General features: G+C 57.0%; 24 protein-coding genes. 8 read left to right on the top strand and 16 right to left on the bottom strand.

All coding sequences use genetic code 11. The annotated features are described in order from the left end of the window. Positions 1-23: 23 nt before the first annotated feature. The 3 genes from ACO0LO_RS04870 to ACO0LO_RS04860 all read right to left on the bottom strand — a co-directional run bounded on the left by ACO0LO_RS04870 (position 24) and on the right by ACO0LO_RS04860 (position 1868). Entirely contained in the window at positions 24-383 is a 360-nt protein-coding gene (locus ACO0LO_RS04870; protein WP_422963074.1) for a DUF6794 domain-containing protein, read from the bottom strand. 59 nt (positions 384-442) lie between these two features. Further along, positions 443-811 (bottom strand): hypothetical protein, encoded by a 369-nt coding sequence (locus tag ACO0LO_RS04865; protein WP_422963073.1) that lies wholly within the window; start codon positions 809-811, stop codon positions 443-445. Positions 812-1034: 223 nt separating this feature from the next. Then, positions 1035-1868 carry a 2-keto-4-pentenoate hydratase gene (locus ACO0LO_RS04860; RefSeq protein ID WP_422963072.1) on the bottom strand — a complete coding sequence of 278 codons (834 nt, stop codon included), beginning with the start codon at positions 1866-1868 and terminating at the stop codon, positions 1035-1037. A gap of 285 nt (positions 1869-2153) precedes the next feature. On the opposite strand from ACO0LO_RS04860, the gene ACO0LO_RS04855 reads away from it, so the two are divergent. Beyond that, entirely contained in the window at positions 2154-2456 is a 303-nt protein-coding gene (locus ACO0LO_RS04855; RefSeq protein ID WP_422963071.1) for a hypothetical protein, read from the top strand. Between the two features lie 20 nt (positions 2457-2476). Here the strand turns inward: ACO0LO_RS04855 and ACO0LO_RS04850 are convergent, their stop codons facing one another. Beyond that, positions 2477-3406 carry a type 1 glutamine amidotransferase domain-containing protein gene (locus ACO0LO_RS04850; protein WP_422963070.1) on the bottom strand — a complete coding sequence of 310 codons (930 nt, stop codon included), beginning with the start codon at positions 3404-3406 and terminating at the stop codon, positions 2477-2479. A 506-nt stretch (positions 3407-3912) separates the two neighbouring features. Between ACO0LO_RS04850 and ACO0LO_RS04845 the strand changes: the two genes are divergently transcribed. The 3 genes from ACO0LO_RS04845 (at position 3913) to ACO0LO_RS04835 (ending at position 8655) form a co-directional block, all read left to right on the top strand. Then, positions 3913-6204, top strand: coding sequence for a TonB-dependent receptor (locus ACO0LO_RS04845; RefSeq protein WP_422963069.1), 2292 nt, complete (start codon positions 3913-3915; stop codon positions 6202-6204). A 259-nt stretch (positions 6205-6463) separates the two neighbouring features. Next, positions 6464-7864 (top strand): DHA2 family efflux MFS transporter permease subunit, encoded by a 1401-nt coding sequence (locus ACO0LO_RS04840; protein WP_422963068.1) that lies wholly within the window; start codon positions 6464-6466, stop codon positions 7862-7864. A gap of 128 nt (positions 7865-7992) precedes the next feature. Then, on the top strand, positions 7993-8655 hold the full coding sequence (locus ACO0LO_RS04835) for a YcbK family protein (RefSeq protein ID WP_422963067.1): 663 nt from the start codon (positions 7993-7995) through the stop codon (positions 8653-8655). A 17-nt stretch (positions 8656-8672) separates the two neighbouring features. Here the strand turns inward: ACO0LO_RS04835 and ACO0LO_RS04830 are convergent, their stop codons facing one another. From ACO0LO_RS04830 to ACO0LO_RS04815, 4 genes are all read right to left on the bottom strand, one after another. Further along, entirely contained in the window at positions 8673-8807 is a 135-nt protein-coding gene (locus tag ACO0LO_RS04830; protein WP_422963066.1) for a hypothetical protein, read from the bottom strand. Positions 8808-8943: 136 nt separating this feature from the next. After that, entirely contained in the window at positions 8944-9537 is a 594-nt protein-coding gene (locus ACO0LO_RS04825) for a gamma carbonic anhydrase family protein (protein ID WP_422963065.1), read from the bottom strand. Between the two features lie 180 nt (positions 9538-9717). Then, the gene (locus tag ACO0LO_RS04820) at positions 9718-10614 is read right to left on the bottom strand and encodes an SDR family oxidoreductase (RefSeq protein WP_422963064.1); all 897 of its coding nucleotides are present in this window, start codon (positions 10612-10614) and stop codon (positions 9718-9720) included. Between the two features lie 166 nt (positions 10615-10780). Next, entirely contained in the window at positions 10781-11542 is a 762-nt protein-coding gene (locus tag ACO0LO_RS04815; RefSeq protein ID WP_422963063.1) for an SDR family oxidoreductase, read from the bottom strand. Positions 11543-11705: 163 nt separating this feature from the next. Here ACO0LO_RS04815 and ACO0LO_RS04810 point away from each other — a divergent pair, with 163 nt between their 5' ends. After that, a complete protein-coding gene (locus tag ACO0LO_RS04810; protein WP_422963062.1) occupies positions 11706-12611 on the top strand; it encodes a LysR family transcriptional regulator in 906 nt (301 codons plus the stop codon). A 31-nt stretch (positions 12612-12642) separates the two neighbouring features. Then, a complete protein-coding gene (locus tag ACO0LO_RS04805; RefSeq protein WP_422963061.1) occupies positions 12643-12993 on the top strand; it encodes a nucleotide pyrophosphohydrolase in 351 nt (116 codons plus the stop codon). A 23-nt stretch (positions 12994-13016) separates the two neighbouring features. Here ACO0LO_RS04805 and ACO0LO_RS04800 read toward each other — a convergent pair whose 3' ends face one another. From ACO0LO_RS04800 to ACO0LO_RS04785, 4 genes are all read right to left on the bottom strand, one after another. Then, positions 13017-13856, bottom strand: a complete 840-nt coding sequence (locus tag ACO0LO_RS04800; protein ID WP_422963060.1) for a response regulator — start codon at positions 13854-13856, stop codon at positions 13017-13019. A gap of 294 nt (positions 13857-14150) precedes the next feature. Further along, a complete protein-coding gene (locus tag ACO0LO_RS04795) occupies positions 14151-15470 on the bottom strand; it encodes an MFS family transporter (protein WP_422963059.1) in 1320 nt (439 codons plus the stop codon). Between the two features lie 545 nt (positions 15471-16015). Next, entirely contained in the window at positions 16016-16642 is a 627-nt protein-coding gene (locus ACO0LO_RS04790; protein ID WP_422963058.1) for a LysE family translocator, read from the bottom strand. A 162-nt stretch (positions 16643-16804) separates the two neighbouring features. Then, positions 16805-18499: a methyl-accepting chemotaxis protein gene (locus ACO0LO_RS04785; protein WP_422963057.1), complete on the bottom strand. Its 1695-nt coding sequence runs from the start codon at positions 18497-18499 to the stop codon at positions 16805-16807. 474 nt (positions 18500-18973) lie between these two features. Here ACO0LO_RS04785 and fliD point away from each other — a divergent pair, with 474 nt between their 5' ends. Continuing rightward, positions 18974-20359, top strand: coding sequence for a flagellar filament capping protein FliD (gene fliD, locus ACO0LO_RS04780; protein WP_422963056.1), 1386 nt, complete (start codon positions 18974-18976; stop codon positions 20357-20359). Between the two features lie 43 nt (positions 20360-20402). Here the strand turns inward: fliD and ACO0LO_RS04775 are convergent, their stop codons facing one another. From ACO0LO_RS04775 to ACO0LO_RS04760, 4 genes are all read right to left on the bottom strand, one after another. Further along, positions 20403-20837: a hypothetical protein gene (locus ACO0LO_RS04775; protein ID WP_422963055.1), complete on the bottom strand. Its 435-nt coding sequence runs from the start codon at positions 20835-20837 to the stop codon at positions 20403-20405. Positions 20838-20991: 154 nt separating this feature from the next. Continuing rightward, complete coding sequence (locus ACO0LO_RS04770) at positions 20992-21852, bottom strand: acyl-CoA thioesterase (protein WP_422963054.1); 861 nt, start codon at positions 21850-21852, stop codon at positions 20992-20994. A gap of 116 nt (positions 21853-21968) precedes the next feature. Then, positions 21969-22613, bottom strand: coding sequence for a DUF2971 domain-containing protein (locus tag ACO0LO_RS04765; RefSeq protein ID WP_422963053.1), 645 nt, complete (start codon positions 22611-22613; stop codon positions 21969-21971). A 113-nt stretch (positions 22614-22726) separates the two neighbouring features. After that, the gene (locus tag ACO0LO_RS04760) at positions 22727-23089 is read right to left on the bottom strand and encodes a VOC family protein (protein WP_422963052.1); all 363 of its coding nucleotides are present in this window, start codon (positions 23087-23089) and stop codon (positions 22727-22729) included. Between the two features lie 197 nt (positions 23090-23286). On the opposite strand from ACO0LO_RS04760, the gene ACO0LO_RS04755 reads away from it, so the two are divergent. After that, positions 23287-24504: a 6-phosphofructokinase gene (locus ACO0LO_RS04755; protein ID WP_422963051.1), complete on the top strand. Its 1218-nt coding sequence runs from the start codon at positions 23287-23289 to the stop codon at positions 24502-24504. Positions 24505-24508: the final 4 nt, after the last annotated feature.

The following is a 24508-nucleotide window of genomic DNA, read 5'->3' as shown; positions in this document are numbered from 1 at the left end:
TCCCAAAGTCAGGCGCCGCGGGTTCAGCTACGCTGGAGTTCCTGCCACACCGCTTCGATGATTTTCCTGGCAGCCTGGTCGGCCTCCCCCGGCCTTGCGGCCGCGGCAGCCAGTAGTTGCCGGTTACCGCTATCCAGCCCGTAGTAGCGGCGGATGCTGCCGCCCCAGCGGTGGTGGAAGATGACCAGATCCTCATGCCGGGTGGCTTTGACCATCGCCTTATCCTGCGCCGACATGCGCAACAGTAGGCTATCCACTGCAGCGCCCACGGTTACGGGCCACTGGCTCCGCGGCAATACCTGAGGCCGTCGGCCGAGCAGCATGGGGGAGAGTGGGACCATCAGCGCCATCATCGTTTCGGCGATTATCTTGAGTGCATGCATCTCAGCCTCCCCTTTAAAAAACCTCAATGCCGTTCCCGTTTATACGGCAACCGCAATGCTCATGCAATAATTTCCAGGCCCTGCTCATCCTGCAAAACCGCGCCAAGACGGAAAGCCAGTTCCTTCGCCTTCTGCAATATCTGATGATCATAGCGCGCAGCTACTTTTCCCTGCACGTATTCGAACACATACAAACTGCCCTGCACCGGATGCATATAGAAGGCGCAGCCGTTGCTCGCCACCTTTTCCGGCTCCCCGGTGGACGGGTTAACCGCGGACAATTCGTTCACTACCCGCAGAGAGGGATCGGTGCTACAGGCGGAGAGCCATTCTTCCAGGCAGATAGGGTTTTCATTTGCTGCATCGTCTTGCTTTCTTGCGATAAAAATCTCACCCGCCATCTTCCATCCCTGCTGAATTGCCACCATAGACTACACTTCGGATACACCCGCCAGCGCAGGCCGCCTTTCTACAAATATGCCATTCCGGTTGAATACCCTGTTACCCAGAAACCCGCGCAAACATTGGGTTTCCACATGGAAATTAATCAAGAAAACAGCAGTGAAGCAGAAAGCGCATTCTGCATCCGTTTTGGTGTTTTGTCATTAACCGCCAGGAATCTGCACACAAAAATTTTGTAACGCAAACATCTCATTCGACCAGTAGCTCCACTGCACCCAGACCAGGGAAAACAGCCTTGACGCGGGTTCCTGGTTTGGCAAAGGTCAGGCCGGTGCAGGAACCTGTCGTAATGATCTGCCCCGCCCGCAAACCGCCGCAACGCAGCGCCGCGTGATTGGCGAGCCAGACCAGCAATTCCCAGATATCCCCGACGGGATTTCCTCCCGTTGCAGCCGCCACCTGTTCGGCATCGAAATAAAGCTCCACCGATTGTGAGGTCTGGTCTATCTCCAGGTCTTCTGCCCTCCCCTGGCCGACCACCAGCGCGCCATTGCTAAGGCTGTCGGCCAGACCGGCAAGCGGATTCGAGGGCGGCGCCGCAAAACGAGAGGACACCACTTCCAGCGTCGGATGGAGCGATGCCACAGCAGCAATCACGTCGGCCCTGGTATAGGCGGAAGTCCGCAGCGGCAGGTCATGCTTGAGCAGCATGGCAATTTCGGCTTCTATCGCGCAGCGCCCCTTGCCCTCTGCAGCCACCAGCGCAGGCGAAGCATGCACCAGGCTGGCAGGTAAAGGCGCGCAATTGGCCTGAGCGCCGGGGCCGCGCGCGCCGACTTTCCAGCCGCCTATCTTGCCCAAGGAATGGGTCACGATATCCTGGATCGCATAGGCATCTGCCGCATCGAGCGGCATTGCTTCATCGGTCAGCGCCGCCAGCGGCACATTGCTGCGCCTGGCTTCCAGCAGCAGTTGGGCCGCGGCCAGATTTTTGGGTGTATGCATGAACAGGTTCGCCCCTTTTGATAGCATGGAGGCAGGAAGATCCCGCTCATCGGCATGCCGTATGAATGCTTGGTACATGCATATATTGCCAGAGATTTGCAAACGGATGATGGCCTCCACTCAAATCCTGACAGCCGGGAAAAATCATGCAGTTACAAAAAATTATCCAGAGGCAATATATTGCGGCAGCGCCACAGTCACTTCCTGGTGCATAATAAGCTGGCAGCAATGCAGTTTTTGCTGATTGTGCAATGTCTTATAGGATCGGATTGCCTTTGCAGGTGCGCTGTCAAAATAGCCGCATCGGGTCCGGTCGGAACTTGTCAAAGACAGGTTCGCAAGATCAACGAACAAAAGCGAAGTATGAGAAATGAACAAGAAAGCGACCGATTTGGTGTTCCTCTAAGCAATTTGCTGGCAGCCGAGAAATGGTGCAGGGCTTACGACAAGAAGCCTTGCCACGTACCTACGCGCAAAGAAGTGGCCAGCTTGTCTGCGGCAAAAATCACGGCGATGCTGGTAACTTGGATGTGCGACTGCCCTACTGAAATCATTCCTAGCCGCGCGCAGATCGCGGAAGTCAAGGCGGTGCTGCAAAAGAGGGCCGATAGTGAAAAGCTGAGTGCGCTGATCACCATGTGCAACAACTACATCAGCGGTGATTAAGAGAAAGCCGGTGCCCGCACTCAGGTCGCGCTGCCAGTGTCTTCAAGGCTCTCTGCAGGCAGTCCGCTGGCTTGCCCTGTCCGCGCAAATTCGCGGCTCAGCACATCGGCAAAAGTAGTAGCGAACAGGTGCGCATCACCCGGCCAGCGTGCCGATACGTAGTTGCCGTCCACGACGACAAACGCTGCAGAAGTATCCGTATCGCTGTCGCGGAATAGCCCGCTGGTTTTCCGAAAAAAACCGGGTGTACCCGCAGGCACATTTTTAAAATCCGAATCCTGCGCCAGCGCGCGCCGCACTTCGCCCTCCACACTCCAGTATCCCGCCGGCTCGCCCTGCTGCTCCGCATAGGTACGGTAGTATCCTGCGTCCCAGAAGCGGCCCGCAAACCTCATCATCGACCACGCTGAGCTTTCCAGCTTCCACGGCAGCGCCGTTGTCTGGCGCCCGTGCAGTACCGGCTTGCCGGTGCGTGCAGACACACTGCGCGCCGCCGCCAGTACCCCATGGCAGATCGCCGCAACCGGCTTGTCTTCATCAAAGAAGCCGGCGATAAAGCGGTGCAAGACCTCGCTCTCCAGATAGGCACGCATGCCGCGTGCCCTGTGGCCACCGGGCAGCAATAAACCGTCGAAACTCTCTACACGCAAATCGCCGTACTTGAGCGGTGCGCAAAATGCCGCATCGTTTTCCATATCGGCATAAGCCTGGCGCGCTTCCGCATTCGCCCTCAACGCAAGGCCGAGCAATTTCAGGTTTTTCAACCCCGGCAGGAAACCCCAGAAATCGAGGCCCTCGCCGCTCAGCATCAACGCATCCGCCCGGCCTGTATGCCCATCCGGCGTCGCAAACAGTACCTGATGGCCGTGTCGCCGCAGGATTTTCCACGGAATGGCGACCTCGCTGGGATCGAAATCCAGACTCGGAAGGGGGATGATGATGCGGGCCATAAAACTGTCCTGGGTGATTACGGCAGGTTCCGGCGGGTGATCCGGGATACCTGTATGTTGCCGAAATGAATATACCTTCAAAGCCGGGCAACAACAAGGACAGCAGTCATGACAAGCCATCTCAGAGAAACCAGATATCAGTTGCATTGATTCAGTCAAATAATTTACCTTAAAACAATATTTCCTTTTTTAAAGTTCCATTTTCGGGCGCTAGTCCAGTGTGGTGAATGCCGCGCACCAAAATTATCAAAATCATTAACTTGTTTGGATTACACAACATCTTTCGCGTCATTTTGGTGAAATATTCCTTGGCGAATGACTAATTCTTGACTTGTTTTTGGCAGTGGCAGTTAATGATCAAAACGAACGCGCAAACGTTTGCGTATCGTTTGCAAATTAATGAAAGAGGCGATATTCAGCCTCATTGCCAGAAGCGCCGAGAGCGATAAAAAGCTACAAAAATAGCAAGACTTATATAGATGAAGTCAATAACCGAGGAAGAGCACATGCAAAAGAAGCTAACCAACCAATCCGTGATGCAGGGAGCAACGCGGACACTGATCGCCCTGGCGATCGCGTCTGCCTTCCCCATGCACGCAGCGCTGGCGCAAACCGCGCCGGCTGCCGTCACCGCCGATGCGCCGGCTGATTCGACCAAGCTGGAAACAGTCATTGTTACCGGCGCGCGCCGCACAGAAAACCTGCGTGACGTGCCTCTGTCCATTTCCTCGATCAAGGGCGAAGTGCTGGACACCTATAACGCCAGCGGCCAGGACATCACTTTCCTGGCGCAGCGCGTCCCCAGCCTGAACGTCGAATCCGATTTCGGCCGCACCTTCCCGCGTTTCTATATTCGCGGCCTGGGCAATACCGACTTCGACATGAATGCATCGCAGCCTGTCGGCCTGATTTTTGACGACGTGGTGCAGGAAAGCCCCATCCTCAAGGGCTTCCCTGTTTTTGACGTGAACAACATCGAAGTACTGCGCGGCCCTCAAGGCACGCTGTTCGGCCGTAACTCGCCGGCCGGTATCGTCAAGTTCGATTCCGCCAAGCCGACCAACGTATTTGAAGGCTACACCAACCTGGGCTACGGCAACTACGGCGCCGTCAACCTGGAAGGCGCAATCAACGTGCCGCTAAGCGACCGCTGGGCCATGCGCTTCTCTGGCCAGGCCCAAAGCCGCAACGACCGCGTGTACAACACCAATCCAAATCCTAACGGCGGAACCAAGTCTTTCGAGGGTTACCACGACAATGCAGCACGCCTGCAGTTCCAGTACAAGGATGCCGGCTTTACCGCCCTGTTCAGCGCCCATGGCCGCGACATGGCAGGCAATGCGACGCTGTTCCGCGCCAACATCATCCAGAAAGGCACTAACAACATCGTGCCTGGTTTCGATTACGCCAGTTATCCGACCGACGGCATCAACACGCAGACCCTGACGTCCAGCGGCCTCAACATGAACCTGAAATGGGACCTGGAAGGCATCAGCCTGTTTTCCGTCACCGGCTACGACCGGGCAAAAGTATATAGCCGCGCCGACGTTGACGGCGGTTACGGTGCGAGCTTTGCTCAGCCTAGCGGCCCCGGCTTCATTCCCTTCCCTTCCGAGACAGCCGATGGCCTGCCTTTCCTGAGGCAGCTCACGCAAGAGTTCCGCGTGCAATCCAATACCAAGGATCCTCTGCAATGGATAGGCGGTCTCTACTTCTTCAAGGAAGACATCCAGGTTGACAGTTTCGACTTCAATTCCCTGGCTGGCAACGTGCAGGACGGTTATGCGAACCAGCATCAGCACGCCAAATCCTGGGCAACTTTCGGCTCCGTCAACTATGCGGTCAATGACAAGCTGAAACTGCGCGCCGGTGTACGCTACACCGACGACAAAAAAGACTTTGACGCAAAACGCTATGTCACTCCAGGTGCAGGCCCTGGCGACACAGGTACACCGGTGCTGACGGCCCATCCACGCTCCAACAACGTGAGCTGGGATCTGAGCGCCAACTACACGATAGACCCAAGCACCAGCGTGTACGGACGCGTTGCAACCGGCTACCGCGCGCCAAGTATCCAGGGACGCGTCTTGTTCGGCAACAGCATCTCGGTAGCCGATTCGGAGAAAAATCTGTCGTTTGAAGCCGGTATCAAAAAAGACCTGCTGGACAACACTGCTCGCCTCAGCGCCACGGTGTTCCAGTACCGCGTGAAAGACATGCAGCTGACCGCCGGCAGCGGCGCCGTCAACCAGAATCAACTGGTTAACGCCGACAAAGTCGAAGGCCAGGGTTTTGAACTGGAAGCGCAGGCCAATCTGAACCGCAACTGGAAAACCACCTTCAGCACCAGCTACAACAAGACCGAGATCAAGGATCCAGGTCTGTTCGCGGCTCCTTGCGGCAACGGCTGTACCGTGACCAACGCACCAGGCCCGTTGCCTGGCACCGTGTCGATCAATGGCAATCCTCTGCCACAAGCGCCTAAATGGGTGGCGAACTTCACATTGCAATACACCGTTCCTGTAGGCGAAGGCGACCTGTTCGCGTTCACCGACTGGTCGTACAAAGGCAAGTTCAACGAATTCCTGTATGAATCCAAGGAATACACTGCCAAACCTTTGACACTGGGCGGCATACGTGTCGGCTACAAATGGGGCAACGGCAAATATGAACTCGCTGCCTACGGCCGCAACATCACCAACAGGCAACAGATCGTCGCAGGTATCGATTTCGACAACCTGACCGGTATCCTGAACGAGCCACGCGCCTACGGCGTGCAGTTCAAGGCAAACTTCTAAGACCAGCATGATCTGGCTTTCCGGCCGGTTTCCGGCTGGGTAAGCAGTTATCAAAGCCGGGCTTCATAACGAAGCCCGGCTTTTTTTATGGGCAACGCCGGGCAAAGAAGCCGTCCGATACCGGCATCTGTGAGGCGGAACACAGACGAAAGCTTGCAGAATCGATTATGATTGCGATATCGCAAATCCGTCGCAAACCATCCATTCACGATTTTCTGCAAACTCCGGCTCGCTTGCCGCCCGGAGATTCCTGGCCAAGATGACCGCTACCGATACAAAAAAATACCTTCCCTGGGTCGTCGCAACAGCCCTGTTCATGGAACAGCTGGACTCCACTATCGTCAATACCGCGATTCCCAGCATGGCCGTCAGCCTGGGCGTGACGCCGCTGAGCCTGAAGTCCGTCGTCACCAGCTATATCCTGAGCCTGGCTGTCTGCATCCCCATCAGCGGGTGGATGGCCGACCGCTTCGGCACCAAGCGCGTCTTCATGATCGCCGTAACGGTATTCACCATTGCGTCCATGCTGTGCGGCGTCTCGGCTAATTCGCCGATGCTGGTCGCGGCGCGCCTGCTGCAAGGCATAGGCGCGGCGATGATGATGCCAGTCGGCAGGCTGGCCATCATACGCACCTTCCCCAAATCGGAACTGCTCGCTGCGATGAACTTCGTGATCCTGCCTGCGCTGATCGGCCCACTGCTGGGGCCTACAATAGGCGGGCTGATCGTACACTGGATGAGCTGGCGCGAGATATTCTTCGTCAACGTTCCCGTGGGCGTGGTAGCGCTCTACCTGATCCATCGCTACATGCCGGACTACCATGGCGACGAGCCGCGCCCCATCGACCTCGTAGGCCTGGTGCTGTACGGCGCAGGCATCGCGCTGCTGTCATGGCTGCTGGAAATTTTCGGCGAACATCAGGTTGACCCTACGTCCGGCGCCGTGCTGTTCCTGCTCGCGATTGCCTTGCTGGCGGCCTACGGCTGGCACGCCAACCAGTCTTCCCACCCGCTGTTGCGGCTGACGCTGCTGAAGGTGCGCACCTTCAGGGTGGCCGTCATTGGCGGGTTCATCACACGCCTTGGCATAGGCGGCCTGCCCTTCCTGCTGCCCCTGCTCTACCAGCTCGGCATGGGCTTGCCCGCATGGCAATCCGGCCTGCTGATGATGCCGTCTGCGTTCGCTGCCATGGGCATGAAGCTGATCGCACCCAGGGTATTGCGCAAATACGGCTACCGCCAGGTGCTGATAGTTAACACGGTGTTGATCGGCGTAACGATCAGCCTGTTTGCGCTGGTCACTTCCGCCACGCCGGTGTCGCTGATCGTGCCGCTGGGCCTGACCATGGGCTTTTTCAATTCACTGCAGTTTTCCAGCATGAATTCCATGGCCTATGCCGATGTCGACGACAAGGATTCCAGCATGGCCAGCAGCATTGCCAGTTCGCTGCAGCAGCTGTCGCTGAGCTTCGGCCTGGCCGGCGGCTCGCTGGTCGTGGCGTGGTATCTCGGCGACAGTCCGCAAAGCGACAAGCTGCTGCTGACGTCCTCGCTGCATCACGCCTTCCTGACACTGGGCATCGTCACGGCGTTGTCTTCGCTGTCTTTCTGGACGCTGCGCCCTACAGACGGCGAGAGCGTCAGCCGCGGCAGCACATAAGCGTGCTCTGCGCCTGCAACAAATCTGCTACAAAATTCATAAAGAAAATGTGGGTGGCGCCCCACATATTTGTATGGTCTGATATACACTACCTGCATTCCCAGCACCACAGCGAGCAAAGAACACCCATGCCATCTCGTCGTAACGTATTGAAAAAGAGTTTGTGGCTGACGGCAGCCGGCCTGTATACCGGCGTTTTTACCGGCCCCCTCGCCAGCGCAAACACCCCCGAGGCTGGTGCCGACAAGGTCCCCGCCACCAGCATGGAACCGCCGCCCGACCTCTTTGACTCCCAGTCGCTGGACATAGAATTCTGGGTCAAGCCGCGCACGCTGGACATCATACGTCCCGCCACCGGCGAACATACAAAGCTGCTGTACTGGAAAGACGGCGACGTACAGGAATCGGCTTATCAGCAGTTGTGCCACATGCTGCGCGATGTCAACGGCAAGCAGACTGTTCCTATCGACCCCAAACTGCTGGAAACCCTGTGGGCCACGCAAGCCTATGTGGAACGTTTTGGCATGGTGCAGCCGCTACAGATATTGTCCGGCTACCGCACGCCGGAATCCAACCGCAGGCTGATAGAAGAAGGCGTTCCGGCGGCCAGGAAATCGCTGCACATGGAAGGCCGCGCCGCAGACATTCGCATCTCCAAGCTGCATGAAGAAGTGCTGGGCGGTCTGATCCGCAGCTTCCGCGGCGGCGGTGTCGGATTTTATTACCGGCCCAGCGCGCAAGGCGGCTGGATACACACCGATACCGGGCTACAGCGGATTTGGAAGGGCTAAAGCGGGAGAAGTAAGGCTTACAGCCGCATCGGCTCGCGCGTATGCGGGGCCGGCGGCGGATCTTTCACCGGTTCGTCATCAGGCTTGTCAGGCAGCGGCGGCACCGGTTCCGGCTTTTGACCAGGCTCAGGCGGGATTCTTGGCAGGCTCATAAAGTCCTCTCGTAGCGGATCGCGAAAGAATCCAACTTAGCAGATATCAACTGCAGCTTCTGTGTGCAAACACACCCTGCCCCACCGCTGTCCCTGCGTCGTGCAGCCAATCAACGCTCATATCACATCATCTCACTCATACCAGCGTGTCGTCTTTATGGGCAGCAAGCTTGTGCGACAGGCGCTGCGTAATCTTTACCATATCGGCGTCAGCGCGTTCGAATCCATACACGGTCAGCGGAAAATCCAGCGTCTTCTGCACGTCCCAGATCTTGTCGTGTTCATGCGGCGCAAACATTTGCGCCGGTGTGCCCACTGCCACCCAGCCTATGGGCACAAAAGCGCCGGCGGCAACATGGGTCTTGATATGCACGACTCCGTTGATACGGACTTCGCTTCCCTTGCCCAGCCGTGCAGAATGGAATATGGCAGCGCCGGTCGCAACGAATACTTCATCTTCTATCGTGCAGCCCACCACATGGGTTTGCGGCCCGATGAGGCAATGGTTGCCGATGCTGAGCGCATGTTCGGCCGAACTGCGCAGCACTGCGTTTTCCATCACGATGCATTCGCGCCCTATGCTGATGGAGCCGCTCTCCGCAATCAGCTGCGCGCCATAAAGGATGCGGCAGCCGGCGCCTATACTGACATCGCCGCAGACAACGGCATTTGGCGCCACATAAGCACTGGGGTCGATCCTGGGGGTCTTGTTGTCGTGGGTGATGATCATTATGCGGGCCTTTTGCGTATTGTAGGATTCGATGCTGACACAGGCGCGTGCCCCGCGTCAAATGAAGGTTCGCAGCGCCTCTTGCGCTGCCTCCTCCCTATCTTCTTAACGCAAAAAAAGCAGGTTTGATTTTCAAACCTGCCCTTCTAGGAATACATCCGCCTCAATTTGGCAGTTTCATCAGGCAGCCCGTTCGGATACCTGCAGCAAGTCGTCAATACCAATGCGCTTTGCAAAATCGCGCCTGACCTGCTCTGCCACTTCGGTCACTTCCGCTGCGCCGTCGCCGATGAAATCGATAACGCTTCTGAACGGGCGGGTGCCTGCCGGCAGGCTGACGATACGGGCAATGTCTTCCGCAACAGCCTGAGGATCGGCATCGTCCGGCATCAGCGCACTGAGCCGGGCGCCAACCTGGTCCATCAAACCGTTGTAGCGGCTATAGGCAGCAGCTGTCGTTTCGTCGGCGGGTTTGCCTGCATTCGGGAAGTGCGCGGTGCCGCGGGTAAAAGCGCCGGGAACAACGATGGAAGTTTCAATGCCGAAACGGGTCAGCTCGTACGACATGGTCACCGCGATCGAATCCATGGCCGCTTTGGCCGCCGCATACGGGCCCATGAAAGGCGGGAAACCGCCGCGCACCGTCGAGCTGCTGACCCACAACATCAGGCCGGAGTTGCTGTTGCGCATTGCAGGTAACGCCGCGCGGTTGACCCTTTGCGCACCCAGCACATTGGTGTCAAACACCTTGCTGATTTCTTCCGGGCTGAAAGCCTCCATTGCGCCGACCACCAGATGGCCCGCATTGTGCACCACGGTATCCAGGCGACCTTGTTCATCCAGGATGGCCTTGACTGCTGCATCGGCAGATTCCTGGGACAGCACGTCGAGCTCAACCGGGCGCAAGCTGTAACCATGGGCAAAGGCAAAATCAACCAATGCCCTTGCCTGCGGCGCATTCCGCCCCTTGATGTCGCGCATGCTGGCATACACCGTATGTCCCGCTGCGGCCAATGCCTTTGCTGTCAGATTGCCGATACCGGTGGAAGCGCCTGTGACTAAAACCACTGAGTTCATGATGTTTTTCCTTTACAAATGAGGGACTAATTTGTTCAAAATCCGTAGCGAGCGGCCGTCAGCGAGGTGAAGAGCAACGCAGGAAGCGGAACGTACTTAAGGTACGTTAGCATTCCGAGTAGCGGATGAGCCTCGATCACGGCCGCGCAGTAGGATATTGGGCAAATTAAATGATGCCGCCGTTGGCGCGCAGGGTCTGTCCGTTAATCCAGCCGCCGTCCGCGCTGACCAGGAAAGCCACTGCCGCGGCGATGTCATCCGGCGTGCCCAGGCGCTCCAGCGGAGCGGCTTTGCTCAGGCGCTCAATGACTTCTTCGGTTTTGCCGTTTAAGAACAAGGCTGTCGCTGTCGGTCCTGGTGCAATTGCGTTCACGGTGATGTGTTTGCCGCGCAACTCTTTCGCAAAAATATTGCTCATTGTTTCTATCGCCGATTTGGAAGCGGCATATACCGAATAGCCAGGCATGGCCAGGCCGACGACGCTGCTTGAAAAATTCACGATGCGGCCGCCATGTTGCAGCCGTTTGGCAGCTTGGCGCATGGTATTGAAGCTGCCTTTGACATTGATATCGAAGATATTGTCGAATGACGCATCATCGGTGTCGGCCAGCATCGGCAAGCCTGCAGGCATCACGCCTGCATTGTTGATCAGCACATCCACCTTGCCGAATGCCGCTTCCGCCGTGTCGAACAGCGCCGCAACCGCAGCAGCGTCGGCCACGTCGGCTTTTGCCGCGACTGCCTTGCCGCCCCCGGCGACGATTTTTGCAACCAGCGCGTCGGCCTCATCGCTGCGGCTGGCGTAGTTGACAACGACAGCCATGCCGTCTGCCGCCAGGCGCTGGGCGATGGCAGCGCCTATGCCGCGTGATGCGCCGGTAATGATGGCAACTTTGCCAGATGCGGATGTTGTGTTGGTCATAGTCATTTGATGCTCCTTAATGATTGAGAAGGTTGTGCTTTCTGTACTTCCTGTTAAGGCTGCGCAGCTTTGTGTGAGCCAGTGAGTGCATTATGCCTATTGATCGCAATTGGATAAACTAGGTAAAATTGTCTTTACTGTGCAATTTTAATTAACAATAGGCGGGTTTATGGACAGGTTTGAATCGATGCGCATCTTTACCCGCATCGTGGAGCTGGGCAGCTTTACGCGGGCAGGAGAAGAACTCGGCTTCCCCAAAGCCACCGTCACCCATGCAATCAAGCAGCTGGAAGCCAGGCTGCGGGTGCGCCTGCTGCACAGGACCACGCGCCAGGTCACGGCCACGCTGGATGGCGATGCCTACTACCGGCGCTGCATGCGCTTGCTGGCTGACCTGGAAGAGACAGAGAACATTTTCAGCGAAGCGTCGGCCAATCCGGCCGGCAAGTTGCGTATCGACATGCACGGTACGCTGGGCATGCATTTCGTCATGCCGCTGCTGCCGCAATTTTGTGACCGCTATCCCAACATAGAACTGGAAATCGGCATGGGAGACCGCCTGATCGACCTTGTCAGGGAAAGTGTGGATTGCGTACTGCGCGTAGGTGAATTGCGCGACTCATCGATGGTGGCCCGCAAAGTAGCTACGCTGGAGCAAGTCACCTGCGCCAGTCCGGCCTACCTGGAAAAACACGGTGTACCAAAGTCGATCGCGGAGTTGGAGCAGCACCGCGGCATCAATTTTTTTTCTTCGCAGACCGGAAAATTCTTTCCCTTCGATTTTATCGTAGACGGCAAGCCGCTGAGCTGCGCGATCAAAGGCATGGTTTCGGTGAATAATGCAGATGCCTATGCGGCCTGCTGCATCAATGGCTTCGGATTGATCCAGGTGCCGCGCTACCATGTGGAAAAGGAATTGCAAAGCGGCCGGCTGCAAGAGGTCCTGGCCGAGTTCAGGCCAGACCCGATGCCGGTTGCCGTGCTCTACCCGCACCACCGGCAGCTGTCGCCCAGGGTTAGAGTGTTCGTAGACTGGATGGCGGAAGTATTCGCCAAAGCCGGACAGTCAACCTGATGAAAATGATGAATATGCAGAAAGGACCGGCATGATAGATAACCAGGCATTGTGCAATGAACTGAAAGCCTTCGCCGCAGAACGCGACTGGGAGCAATTCCACACACCGAAAAACCTGGCGGCATCAATCTCCATTGAAGCGGCGGAGTTGCTGGAGCTGTTCCAGTGGTCGCGCGGCCAGCACTGGGAAGAATTGCAGGAACCAAAACTGAAGAGCTGCACCGCCGAGGAACTGGCAGATATCCTGCTGTACCTGGTGCGCTTTGCCGATCTGGCGGGAATAGATCTGGAACAAGCGGCCCGGCAAAAAATACAGGCCAATGCTGTCAAATATCCGGTCACAGAATTCAGGGGATCGGACCGCAAATACAACGAAGAATAAAGTCTTGCATTAAAGCCCTGCAGCTATTCCACCGGCAAACCAAATACGCTGCGTATGCAACGGTACAGCGTGGCCCACTTCAGCGGCTTGAAAATATAGCCGTCCGCGCGCGCCTTCAAGCCGTGCATCACGTCGGTATCGCCGATCTGTGATGTCACCATGATGACAGGGATTGCAGCAAGCCGCGGATCCTTGCGTATCACTTCCAGCACGTGGAAGCCATCCTTGCCCTCGAGTCCCGGCACCACGACATCCAGCAGTACCATGTCCGGTATCTCCGCTTCCTTCAGCACAGCCAGTGCGCTGGGGATATCAGCGACCTGCCTTACCTTGACTTCCTTGCTCGCCAGCATGGTGGCCATCAGGTTGGAGATATTCTCATCATCCTCCATGATCAGGATGGAGAGCCCAGCCAGGCCGATGCGCGGGAAAGCGTTTGGAGCTTGTTTGGTATGGGTGTAAAACCCTTTTTCCTGCAGGGACTGGGCACCTCGCTGTGCTTCGGCCCAGGCCTGCACGCTGTCTTGCGGAGAAAGCTCGGTGACTTCGATTTCAGACACCGGGGGAGTATTGGAGACCGGCGTATAGTCGAGCTTGGTGCTTCTCTCAACCGCCGGCTCGATAATTTCCTGTTCTGCTGCCGGCAGCACGCGGATGTAGACATTTCTTTCCAGGGAATCCAGCGCTTCGCGCAGTTTTTGCACCGGCATGCCGGCAAATGCAGCGATGAGTTGTGCGTTATTGGATTTGCCATCCACCCTCGCCAGAATCTTCATGCTGTCCCGGCTCAGGTCTTTAGGAACATTCCTCAAGGCTGCCAGGCCCTTGGCAGTCTTGCTGTAAATTTTATCGATAGTACTCATTTGCACCTCAACGGCAAATCCGGCGTCAGAAGCTGCGGTGGCCACGAGCGGCTACATCCTCAGCCGGCCGGGCATCACGTATTTTCGGCAGGAAAGACAATTTCCCTATATGTTAATTGTATTGCAAGAGCATAATAAGGGGTAGCAAAAATGTAAGCATGTGTTAAGTATAGCTGGAAGCGGCAGAAGTGACACGGGGCATCCCGGCAGCGCGCCCTTGCCGTTCCAACAAAAAAGCCCCAGCGTGGCTGGGGCTTCATGAATGATCGAACTCCTTGGATAGTGCTCCTTATATCAGGGTACATGCACCAGGTAACCTTCCTTGGCGGTATCCCGCATGCGGAAAGACACCACTAGCGCAATCGCGCACATGAAAGACACGTACCAGTAGAAACTGGATTCCATGCCCCAGGATTTCAGCGTCAACGCGACAAACTCCGCCGAGCCGCCGAACAGCGCATTGCCGACTGCATAGGATAAGCCTACGCCAAGCGCGCGCACTTCCGGCGGGAACATTTCCGCCTTGATCAGGCCGCTGATCGACGTATATAGGCTCACCACCGCCAGCGCAACAATGACCAGGCCGAACGCTTCGTATGGATTGGTCACATCCTTCAGCGCATGCAGGATAGGCACTGTCAGGATCGCCGCCAGCGAGCCGAACCAGATCATCGACGTGCGGCGGCCTATCTTGTCCGACAAGGCGCCGAACAGCGGCTGCATGATCATGTAGACAAACAGCGCGCCGGTCATGACGTTGCTGGCAGTTTTCGCTTCCATGTGTGCAGTATTGACCAGGTATTTCTGCATATAGGTAGTGAAGGTATAGAAGATCAGCGAACCGCCGGCAGTAAAACCCACCACGGTCATGAACGCGGCTTTATGCTTCATCAGGCCCGCCAGCGTGCCGGCGTCCTTGTTTTTGCGTTGCTCCTCGGTCGTGGTCTCGCTCAGCGTCCGACGCAGGTACAGCGCAATCACTGCAGTGATTGCACCCAGCACAAACGGAATGCGCCAGCCCCATGATTTCAACTCGTCCACCGTCAGCAACTGCTGCAAAATGACCAGCACCACGACCGCCAGCAACTGGCCGCCAATCAGCGTCACATACTGGAAAGAGGAGTAAAACCCGCGCTTGCCGCGGATTGCCACTTCACTCATGTAGGTGGCGCTGGTGCCGTATTCGCCGCCTACCGACAAGCCCTGGAACAGCCTTGCCAGCAATAGCAGCGCAGGCGCGAGCGCGCCGATGGAAGCATACGTCGGCAAGCAGGCGATCAGCAGCGAGCCGCCGCACATCATCAGCACCGAAATCATCATTGATGTACGGCGCCCATGCTTGTCCGCAATGCGGCCGAACAGCCAGCCGCCAATCGGCCGCATCAGAAAGCCGGCGGCAAACACGCCGGCGGTATTCAGTAATTGCGTGGTCGGATCGCCTTTCGGGAAAAAGGCCGGCGCGAAATAGATGGCGCAAAATGAGTAAACATAAAAATCGAACCACTCCACCAGGTTGCCGGACGAAGCGGCAAGAATCGCGAATATACGGCGGCGCTCGTCGGCGCGTTTTTCCGCATGGGCGTTAGTGGTCATGGTGATATCAATATTGGACATGGAGTCTCCTGAAGTAAATTGCCGTGGCTAGATGGCCCGCATACGCGGACGCGCTGCCCACGGCAGCCGGGATGCGACGTAATGGCCGCAATGCCGGAATACAGCGTGCCAGCGAGGGCATACCGGTCTCGTTCTTGGGTAAATGAAGTGTATCCCGCTTAGCGCTTGCCTGCAGGCGGATTCAAGGCGGGTAAGGGTTTATCGGGCATTGCCGTCTCCTGTTGATTGAATTATTCCGCATTCCAATGCAGGCTTCATGCCAGCCATGGCAATGCCGAAGTCCCCGCAGCGGAAATCCCAATAAGTGATTGATTTATAGGAATTAAATCATTTGAAATTTACTGCGGCATCTTCACCCGGCGCGTGGCCCGTGTGGAATACCGCAAACCAGGCGCATCGTATTTCCGGATATCCGCGCCGCTAGGAGAGAACGCCGCGCCTGCGGTTATAAAACCCGCGACAGTAAAATAGGCTTGCAAAGCAAGGGCTTAGCCCATCTTTAAGCGAATGCTGCTTTTGTGTTCGTTATTCGCACACGGTTTTTGCTAGCGCTGGGACCATATCAGGCGTAGGGCAAGCCCCACAAAGACTGTGCCGGCCATCCAGTTCAATATGCGCTGCGCGCGATGTGAGCGCTGAAAAAATTGGCCGAACGACGCAGCAAACCAGGCAATGGCGCCAAAAGTTACCAAGCTTGCCAGCATGAACACAAAACCCAGGCAAACGATTTGCCAGCCGACATGCTCTGCCGCCGGGTTGACGAACTGTGGCAAGAAGGCCAGGAAAAAGATCGCCACCTTGGGGTTGGTAATGTTCATCAGCACACCGCGGCCGTACATGCGCGCCGCGCTGGTGGGCTCCATGCTGCCCGCGCTAAGCTGTCCGACCGGCGCGCGGAAGGCGCCCCATGCCAGATAGATAAGATAAGCCGCACCGCACAGCTTCAACGCGGTGAACGCCGTCGCCGATGCGGCGAACACGGCGGCCAGGCCCAGCGCCACCGCGCTGGTATGCACCAGCAGTCCGGTACACAGGCCCAGCACCACAAACATGCCAGCCTTGCGGCCGCGCATCGCCGACTGCAATAGCACAAATACGTTGTCAGGCCCGGGGCTCAGGCCAAGCAATACGGAGAGTCCGAAGAAGGTAACGGCAGTTTGCAGGGATATCATGATAATTATATAAAACGACTCGTTAAGCAGGAAAGTATAGTCCATCTGCCCACCACCGGACGGCTAGCTTGCAGTCAGTATGAGGTCCGGCGGCGATGGGCATGTACATAAAAAAACCGCCGGCAAGGCGGTTTCATAAGGAAGGTAGTGCTCGGCTTCTTATCAGAACTCTTCCCAGTTATCGTCGGCAGGTTTCGCCGCCGCCAGACGTTTAGGCGCCGGCCGGCTGGCTGTCTTGTTCGTTGCCGGTGCCCTGGCCACTGCCGGACGCGAAGCTGCCGGACGGCTGACGCCCGATGCAGGCACTGCCAGCTGGTTCACCTTGAACACACTGACTACCTGCGCCAGCGTCGCAGCCTGGTTCTGCATGGATTCGGCTGCGGCAGCGGCTTCCTCCACCAGCGCGGCATTTTGCTGCGTTACCTGGTCCATCTGGCCGATGGCGGTATTGACTTCCGCTATGCCCACGCTCTGCTCATTGCTGGCGGCGGTGATTTCAGTGATGATATCGGTCACGCGCTGCACGCTGCTGACGATTTCCTGCATCGTCGTGCCGGCTTCGGCCACCAGTTTGGTGCCGATATTGACCTTCTCGACAGAATCGCCGATCAGCGTCTTGATTTCTTTCGCTGCCGACGCAGAGCGCTGCGCGAGGTTGCGCACTTCGGTCGCCACCACCGCAAAGCCGCGTCCCTGCTCGCCTGCACGCGCGGCCTCCACCGCTGCATTCAGCGCCAGGATATTGGTCTGGAATGCAATCCCGTCAATGACGGAAATGATGTCGACAATTTTCTTCGATGAATCGTTGATGGAATCCATCGTGCCCACTACTTGCGCCACCACATCGCCGCCGCGAACCGCGACGCTGGAGGCAGACGCAGCCAGCTGGTTGGCCTGGCGCGCATTGTCGGCATTGTTCTTCACGGTGGAAGTCAGCTCCTCCATCGACGAGGCCGTCTCTTCCAGCGAACTTGCCTGCTGCTCAGTGCGCGATGACAGGTCCTGGTTGCCTGCGGCGATCTCGGATGATGAGATGGCGATGTTATCGGTGCCGCTGCGCACTTCGGTGACGATGCTGAGCAGGCTGCCATTCATTTCTTTCAGTGCCTGCAGCAGCTGGCCGGACTCATCGGTCGACTCCACAGAGATTTCACCGGTCAGGTCGCCGCCGGCCACCCGCCGCGCCGCATCGACGGCATTTTTCAGCGGACGTGTAATGCCCGTTGTCAGCAACCACGCGCATACGACGCCAAAAACCAGCGACAGCACCGCCAGCAACAGCAGCAGTCTCGTTGCCGTGCTGGCGACTTCGTCGATTTTCTTGGCTGATGCATCGATAGTGTCGCGCTGCATCTTGACCCAGTCCAGCATCAGGCCCTCGTAGCGCGCCGCACCTGGCACAAACACTTGCGAGAATACACGCTCCGCATCCTCGACCTGGCCCGCTGCCTTGAACTTGGCGGCTTCATCGCGGGAAGACAAGTATACCTTGCGCAACTCGCCTATCTGCTTGAACAGCTTGGTCTCTTCTTCCCCGGACACCAGCGGTTCCAGCTTGCCTTGCAATTCTGCGGACGCCTTGGAAGATGCTGCAGCGGCTTCCTTGAAATAAGGACCCAACGCAGCATCGCTGCTTTTGGCGATCGCCGTCGTGCGGCTGACAGCGCTATGCAGATTGCTATACCAATCGGAAATCATCCTTTCCTTGGCCAGCGGAAGCTGCATCATTTCCCGCGTAGCGCCGGCAACGGTCTGCAAGCGCCAGATACCAATGGCGGTGATAAGCATCGAAAAGGCGAGAATAACGGCAAAGCCCAATCCCAGGCGTTTACCGATACCAATGTTTTTAATATTCATTTTTCATCCCGAGCTAGGAACAGTTCATACATTATGGTCAAGGGTCTTTGCCCCGCTTTATTTTTGGCGCTTATTTATAGTGCTTACTTGCGGAAGCTTGGTGATGGATGCCCCAAAAGCGCCAACATCCAAATCTCGATCGTAAATTCCAGGCGCAAGACGTCAACAAAGACACTGAAAACACTGAAATCGCATTAAAAATTACCGCAAGGTAACTAACCCGATATGTTAGCATTTCTTCCCTGCCCTGCGCACAAAATGTTAACGGTAACAATGCTGTAAAAAGCGTCTGCGACAATAGCAAATAATGACAAATAGCGACAAATAATGGCAAATGTAAGAGTTGAGTCTGGATTGCCGGCCTATTCTTCACTTAGGCTTATCTTGCAACTTGTATAATGCTGAAGACTATTGCAAATGCGTCTTGCCAGTATCAACAGCAGGCGCGGCATTGCACTTCACCGGATAAAAGATATGAGAATTGCAAGCTTTACTCCAGGCTACACACCTCCCAGCACAAGCACTGGCACCAGCGGCGCGTCGGCTGCGGTCTATAACCAGGTCAGCCAGATGATGCAATCGCAAAATACGATCGCACCCAAACTGAATGCCGCCATTGCAACGGATCAAACCACGCTTTCCGGCCTGGGCAAGCTCAGCAGTTTGCTGGCGACATTTCAGGGCATGGCAAATTCCGTGTCCGGCTCCGGCATGCTGGCAGCCGCCACCTCGTCGGACAAATCCATATTGACGGCAAGCAGCACCGGCAGCAGCCTGTCCGGAACCTATGCGATCAATGTGCAGCAGCTGGCGCAGGCGCAAACGCTGACGTCGAAGAGCATTTCCAGCGCCACTGCAGCCCTGGGACCGGGCAATCCCAACGGCACTACGTCTACCATCAATATCGAATTCGGCATCACTTCGGGCGGCAAATTCACGCCGAATGGCGATACAGCGAAGGCCATTTCCATCCCTGACGGCGCCAGCCTGCAGGATGTGGCTGCGGCAATCAACAAAGCCAATGTCGGCGTGCAGGCCAGCGTAGTGCAAAAAGGCGATGCCTATGCACTGGTGCTCAACTCCCCCGTCGGCGCTGCCGGCAGCATGCGGATCAGCACAGACGGCGACCCGTCGCTGAAAGGCTTGCTGGGGTTCGATCCCGCAGGCGCAAAAGGAATGAGCCAGACCTCCACTGCGCAGGACGCGCAATATACGGTGGACGGCGTGGCTGCCAGCAGCCCCAGCAACACCATCGCCGGCAAGGGCAGTCTGGCGGGCATCAACCTGACGCTGAAAGCAAGCGGCACCAGCACGCTGAGCGTGGTGCAGGATTCCTCGCAGATCGCCAGCAACGTCAACATGCTCGTCACCAATTACAATGCGCTGAACTCCAGCCTCAATTCGCTGAAACAGGGCGCCCTCCAATCGGATGCCGTCGTGGACCAGGTCAAAACCCAGCTCGCATCAACAATCAGCGGCCTCAGCGGCTCGCTATCGGCAATCGGCATCAGCATCGCCGGCAACGGCGACATGCAGGTTGACAAGACAAAACTGCAGAACGCCATCAATACCGATCCTGACACCGTCGCCAAATTGTTCACCGATAACGGCAAAGGCATCGCCGACCGCTGGTCGAGCCAGATTGCGGCCATCACTGCCAGCGACGGCAGCATTGCCAAGGACAGCACACGAGTCAATAAGGACATCGATACGCTGAACACCAAAAAAGATACCGTTGCCAAAGCACTGACTGCCCAGGCTAACGCGCTGGCGGATTTTTACACCAAGCAGGGCACGCAGTTCAATGGCATCACAGGCCTGGAAGACGGCCAGCCTACGTCGCTGTTCGACATGATCTGATCAAAAAAGAAACAGCGGCGCGCCGATGCGCCTCCTCAACGCTTTAGAAAAATATGGTACCGCATGCTACTGAGCATGTGCTGCCGAGCCAGCCCAGCAGATGCACGACTGCGGTTCCGGCATCCGCGTTACTGAACCCGGCACACCAGAATACAATCGCCAGCGCAAACAATTGCACACCGGCACTCAGCCGAACCTTGCCGCTGCTGTGCATCCTGCAATATTCCGCATACGCAGCAAGGAGTAAAAGCATGCCGGCACTCAGCCTGCTGAGCACGTTGAAAATGTCCACCGCACCTAAATGCCCCGCCCTGCCGTAGACAGGCATGCCAAGCACAATCATCAATGCCAGCACGCCTAACAGCGCAAGCATCAGCAAACTCCCATAGCAAAAGGAATAATCGCCCAATGCATTCAGGTTCATGGCTTCCGCGCTACCGACTTCGGCCTGTTGTGCAACTCCTACCGGCTTTTCCACTTGCAGCCCTTTCCATGCAATGCGCGGGCAAGAGAATTCCTGCCCTTTACACTATAGGCAAGTTGACCTCCAAATGAAAAGCAAGGATGGCAAGAAAAATGGATAGCGGAGAAATCGATCACTTCCGCTGGCAACCTTGAACCGTCTTCCCTGACTATTCCTTGTAATACACAACCTGGTGACTGCTCGCCAGCAGGCGTCCTTCCTGGCTCCAGACTTCGGCGGTCTGGTCGAAATAACCGTTGCTGAAGCTCAGGGCGCGGGCAGTTCCCAGCAAAGCATGACTACCCACCGCGGACAGCATGCCCGAATCGGCGTGGAAATAAGTCGTCAGCGACACCGTACCGATTGGCACCCACTTGGGCCTGCGCGCAAACAACCTTGGATAAAACGCGTCGCAGATTGCCGCCAGCGATACAAAATTCAGGCAACGCGGCGGCTCGTCGCGTATCCACAGCTGGCTGATAGAATCCCTTTCGGTGTCGGCGTCCGCGCCCGGCGTCCATCCGCCGTCCGGATTCGGGCCGCCGCGCACAAAGCGCATATCGTATTGCCGGGTCCACGCGGCGCGCTCTATGGGCGGCGTTCTCGCCAGCTCTGCCGCAGCGGGCACCTGCGGAAATAGCGCATCAGTGGCCGACCAGGTATCGCGCCGAGTGGCCGTGACAACAGTAGCAGTGGCCGCCGTCTCGCCGGCCTGCAGCAAACGTAACACCCAGTGCTGCGTGGAGCGGTTGGTGCGCACCGGTTCGGCAATAATACTGAACTCGCCGTCGGCGAGCGCGCCGGCGAAATTGACCGTCAACGCAACAGGCTCACCCAGGCGCTCGGGATGTGTGATAACGGATTGCAGCAGCGTGGCTGCAGTAACGCCGCCAAAAGGCCCCACCATATTGCCGTAGGCAGGACTGGTGCTGCCCAGAAAGCTGCCGTCCGGCTGGCGCACGAGTGCAGTAGCGATATCCAGCGCATGCACGGCCTGCGCGCTGTCCAGCTTATGTGTTGCTGTATCCAATTGCGTGTCCCTCTATCTCATTTTTATGTTTGATTCCGGCAGCAAAACAAGCAGGCGGCCGAACCGGAACAACAAGTATAGCCTGACGGCATCGGCGTTGCCCAGCGCATGCAGCGTCAGCAGGCGCTACCGCCTATGGTCTTCCATTCTTCATTGCCGATCAGCGTGGAGCGGTAGACCTTGAGCCCTGCGCAACCGTCTATGCCCTTGATGGCTTCCTTGGCGGCGTCCGCCAGGTTGCGGTGCAGCCACGGACTCAAAGAGATGCGGTCTATGCAGCTGAGAGGGATCGCCACATCCAGGCTGTGCAGAGATGCGGCGCCGGATTCAAAAACGGCACGGAATTCCCGTTCGTCAATGAAGGCGGCGCGCTTGATGAAAGGCAAGGCAGCGATGGCGGGCAATGACTTCCTGGCTTCCGCCAGTGCCATGTAATTGACCTCGCCGAGCATCAAGCCCTGCTGCTTGCGCAGCGCGCGCAATAAGGGTTCGCGCTTGAAGCGTATGCAAATGCCGGACGCGTTACCGGAAAACACGCGCCAATGGTGATAGGTTTCTTCCGCCTGGGAAAAGCACACCGCCAGCACGCTGCCGAGTTCCTTCTTTTCCTTGTAGCGTGACAGATAGTGCGAATCGTTGCTGTCATCCCAACTGGCAGGATCAAGCAGCGTGATCTTTTTTTCTTTCAGCAGATACAGCAAGGCAGGCAAGTCGGTGTAGCGGCGTAGATACTGCGGTATCGTCGGGCTTTGCTCAGGCATGTGGCATGTCCCAATCGGGTCGTGATCATCGAAGGTGGCTTTGCTATCGTGAAAAAGTCTAGCAAGCGGCGTGGGCTTTGTCCATTCAATCAAAGGCGACACTGGCAGCAGCGTCAGGTTCGCCAGCTGATCTCGACATTAATATTGCCGGGAGCCACAAAATAAAACGCCGAGCTGTTGTCGGAGTTCTCCAGGCGGGACACCGACTCCATGCCGGAAGCGGTAAATTTTTCATGCAGCTCACGCACGGCCTGTTCGTCTTTCTGCAGGAAGCCGATATGAAAATCCCTGGGGAACGCCTGCATGTCATCGGTGACCAGGCGGTTGAGCACCAGCACAAAGCCGGACTCATCCATCAGTATTGCCATCTCGTCCGCGCCCACCGTTTGCAGATGACGAAACCCTAGCATGGCCTCAAAGAAATGCCGCGTCGCGGCGACATCGGTGACGGGAATATCCAGATGATTCAGTCGCATGGCTTGGTCCTCATCAGCAGGTTGAAGAAGGTTCGCAAAATATCGTAGCAGCCTGGCGTCTGCGCGGCAAGCAATGTCCAGGCAATACCTGGCGCTGGCCCCGGCATGCGCGCGTCAGGTAGAATGGCATGACCATTGCCAGCTGCTTAAGCGAAAAAAGCTGCGATTGATTGCATTTCATACCGTAAAGGAAGAATATGGCATCCGGAAAAATCCTGGTCGCACAAGGTGGTGGACCTACCGCCGTCATCAACCAGTCGCTGGCGGGCGTGGTACTGGAAGCGCGCCGCTTTCCTGTGATAGAGCGTGTCTACGGCGCCCGGCATGGCGTGCGCGGCATTATCAACGAAGACATGGTTGACCTGACGCAGGAAACCACCCTGAACCTGGAGGCGGTGGCGAACACCCCCTCTTCCGCGCTGGGCTCCACCCGCGATAAGCCCGACGACAAATATTGCAAGGAAATCTTCAAGGTCTTGCGCGCGCATGAGATCGGGTATTTCTTTTACATCGGTGGCAATGACTCTTCAGATACGGTGCGCATCGTCAGCCTGGAAGCACAAAAAGAAGGTTATCCGCTGCGCTGCATCCATATCCCCAAGACCATCGACAATGATCTTGTCGGCAGCGACCATACGCCCGGCTTCCCTTCCGCTGCGCGCTTTGTCGCACAGGCTTTTGCCGGCGCCAACCTGGACAATGCCTCGTTACCGGGTGCCTATATTGGCGTGGTCATGGGACGCCATGCAGGCTTCCTGACCGCCGCTTCCGCGCTGGGCCGCAAATTTCCCGATGATGGCCCGCATTTGATCTACATGCCGGAACGCGATTTTTCGATGGAGCAGTTTCTGGCAGACGTCAAGCAAACTTACTCGCGTTACGGCCGCTGCGTGGTCGCTGTGTCAGAAGGCATACATGATGCCTCGGGCGCAGCCATCGCCACGCTGCTGAGCAAGGAGGTGGAGCGCGATGCGCATGGCAACGTACAGCTGTCCGGCACTGGAGCGCTGGCCGATCTGCTGTGCGACGAGATCAAGGAAAAGCTGAACATCAAGCGCGTGCGCGGCGACACCTTCGGCTACCTGCAGCGCTCTTTCCTCGGCTGCGTGTCCGACGTCGATCAGCGCGAGGCGCGCGAGGTCGGTGAAAAAGCGGTGCAATTTGCCATGTGGGGCCAGCGCGATGGCTCGGTGGCGATCAAGCGCAACGGGGCATATTCGGTGGAGTACGAGCTATTGCCGCTGGAAGCCGTGGCTGGGAAAACGCGCGTGATGGAAGATGAATTCATCAACGCGGGTGGCACTGGCGTCACGGATGCCTTCCTGAATTATCTGCGCCCCTTGCTGGGAACCGGCCTGCCGGATGCGCACCGCCTGCGCTTTAGCCCGATTGCAAAAATTCTCAAGCCAGACTAATCGA

The sequence above is a fragment of the Undibacterium sp. TJN25 genome, assembly GCF_049339885.1.
GTDB lineage: Bacteria > Pseudomonadota > Gammaproteobacteria > Burkholderiales > Burkholderiaceae_D > Undibacterium.
The sequence above is the reverse complement of the archived record's forward strand: the minus strand, read 5'-3'. Positions and strand labels throughout refer to the sequence as shown.

Excerpts from the sequence above, each read along its gene's own strand:
- ACO0LO_RS04760 (WP_422963052.1), bottom strand. The coding sequence starts at position 23,089 with ATGCGACTGAATCATCTGGATATTCCCGTCACCGATGTCGCCGCGACG.
- ACO0LO_RS04835 (WP_422963067.1), top strand. The coding sequence starts at position 7,993 with ATGCCATCTCGTCGTAACGTATTGAAAAAGAGTTTGTGGCTGACGGCA.
- ACO0LO_RS04755 (WP_422963051.1), top strand. The coding sequence starts at position 23,287 with ATGGCATCCGGAAAAATCCTGGTCGCACAAGGTGGTGGACCTACCGCC.
- ACO0LO_RS04840 (WP_422963068.1), top strand. The coding sequence starts at position 6,464 with ATGACCGCTACCGATACAAAAAAATACCTTCCCTGGGTCGTCGCAACA.
- ACO0LO_RS04795 (WP_422963059.1), bottom strand. The coding sequence starts at position 15,470 with ATGTCCAATATTGATATCACCATGACCACTAACGCCCATGCGGAAAAA.
- ACO0LO_RS04815 (WP_422963063.1), bottom strand. The coding sequence starts at position 11,542 with ATGACTATGACCAACACAACATCCGCATCTGGCAAAGTTGCCATCATT.
- ACO0LO_RS04790 (WP_422963058.1), bottom strand. The coding sequence starts at position 16,642 with ATGATATCCCTGCAAACTGCCGTTACCTTCTTCGGACTCTCCGTATTG.
- fliD (WP_422963056.1), top strand. The coding sequence starts at position 18,974 with ATGAGAATTGCAAGCTTTACTCCAGGCTACACACCTCCCAGCACAAGC.
- ACO0LO_RS04870 (WP_422963074.1), bottom strand. The coding sequence starts at position 383 with ATGCATGCACTCAAGATAATCGCCGAAACGATGATGGCGCTGATGGTC.
- ACO0LO_RS04820 (WP_422963064.1), bottom strand. The coding sequence starts at position 10,614 with ATGAACTCAGTGGTTTTAGTCACAGGCGCTTCCACCGGTATCGGCAAT.
- ACO0LO_RS04805 (WP_422963061.1), top strand. The coding sequence starts at position 12,643 with ATGATAGATAACCAGGCATTGTGCAATGAACTGAAAGCCTTCGCCGCA.
- ACO0LO_RS04800 (WP_422963060.1), bottom strand. The coding sequence starts at position 13,856 with ATGAGTACTATCGATAAAATTTACAGCAAGACTGCCAAGGGCCTGGCA.
- ACO0LO_RS04785 (WP_422963057.1), bottom strand. The coding sequence starts at position 18,499 with ATGAATATTAAAAACATTGGTATCGGTAAACGCCTGGGATTGGGCTTT.
- ACO0LO_RS04845 (WP_422963069.1), top strand. The coding sequence starts at position 3,913 with ATGCAAAAGAAGCTAACCAACCAATCCGTGATGCAGGGAGCAACGCGG.
- ACO0LO_RS04810 (WP_422963062.1), top strand. The coding sequence starts at position 11,706 with ATGGACAGGTTTGAATCGATGCGCATCTTTACCCGCATCGTGGAGCTG.
- ACO0LO_RS04865 (WP_422963073.1), bottom strand. The coding sequence starts at position 811 with ATGGTGGCAATTCAGCAGGGATGGAAGATGGCGGGTGAGATTTTTATC.
- ACO0LO_RS04855 (WP_422963071.1), top strand. The coding sequence starts at position 2,154 with ATGAGAAATGAACAAGAAAGCGACCGATTTGGTGTTCCTCTAAGCAAT.
- ACO0LO_RS04825 (WP_422963065.1), bottom strand. The coding sequence starts at position 9,537 with ATGATCATCACCCACGACAACAAGACCCCCAGGATCGACCCCAGTGCT.
- ACO0LO_RS04765 (WP_422963053.1), bottom strand. The coding sequence starts at position 22,613 with ATGCCTGAGCAAAGCCCGACGATACCGCAGTATCTACGCCGCTACACC.
- ACO0LO_RS04850 (WP_422963070.1), bottom strand. The coding sequence starts at position 3,406 with ATGGCCCGCATCATCATCCCCCTTCCGAGTCTGGATTTCGATCCCAGC.
- ACO0LO_RS04830 (WP_422963066.1), bottom strand. The coding sequence starts at position 8,807 with ATGAGCCTGCCAAGAATCCCGCCTGAGCCTGGTCAAAAGCCGGAACCG.
- ACO0LO_RS04860 (WP_422963072.1), bottom strand. The coding sequence starts at position 1,868 with ATGTACCAAGCATTCATACGGCATGCCGATGAGCGGGATCTTCCTGCC.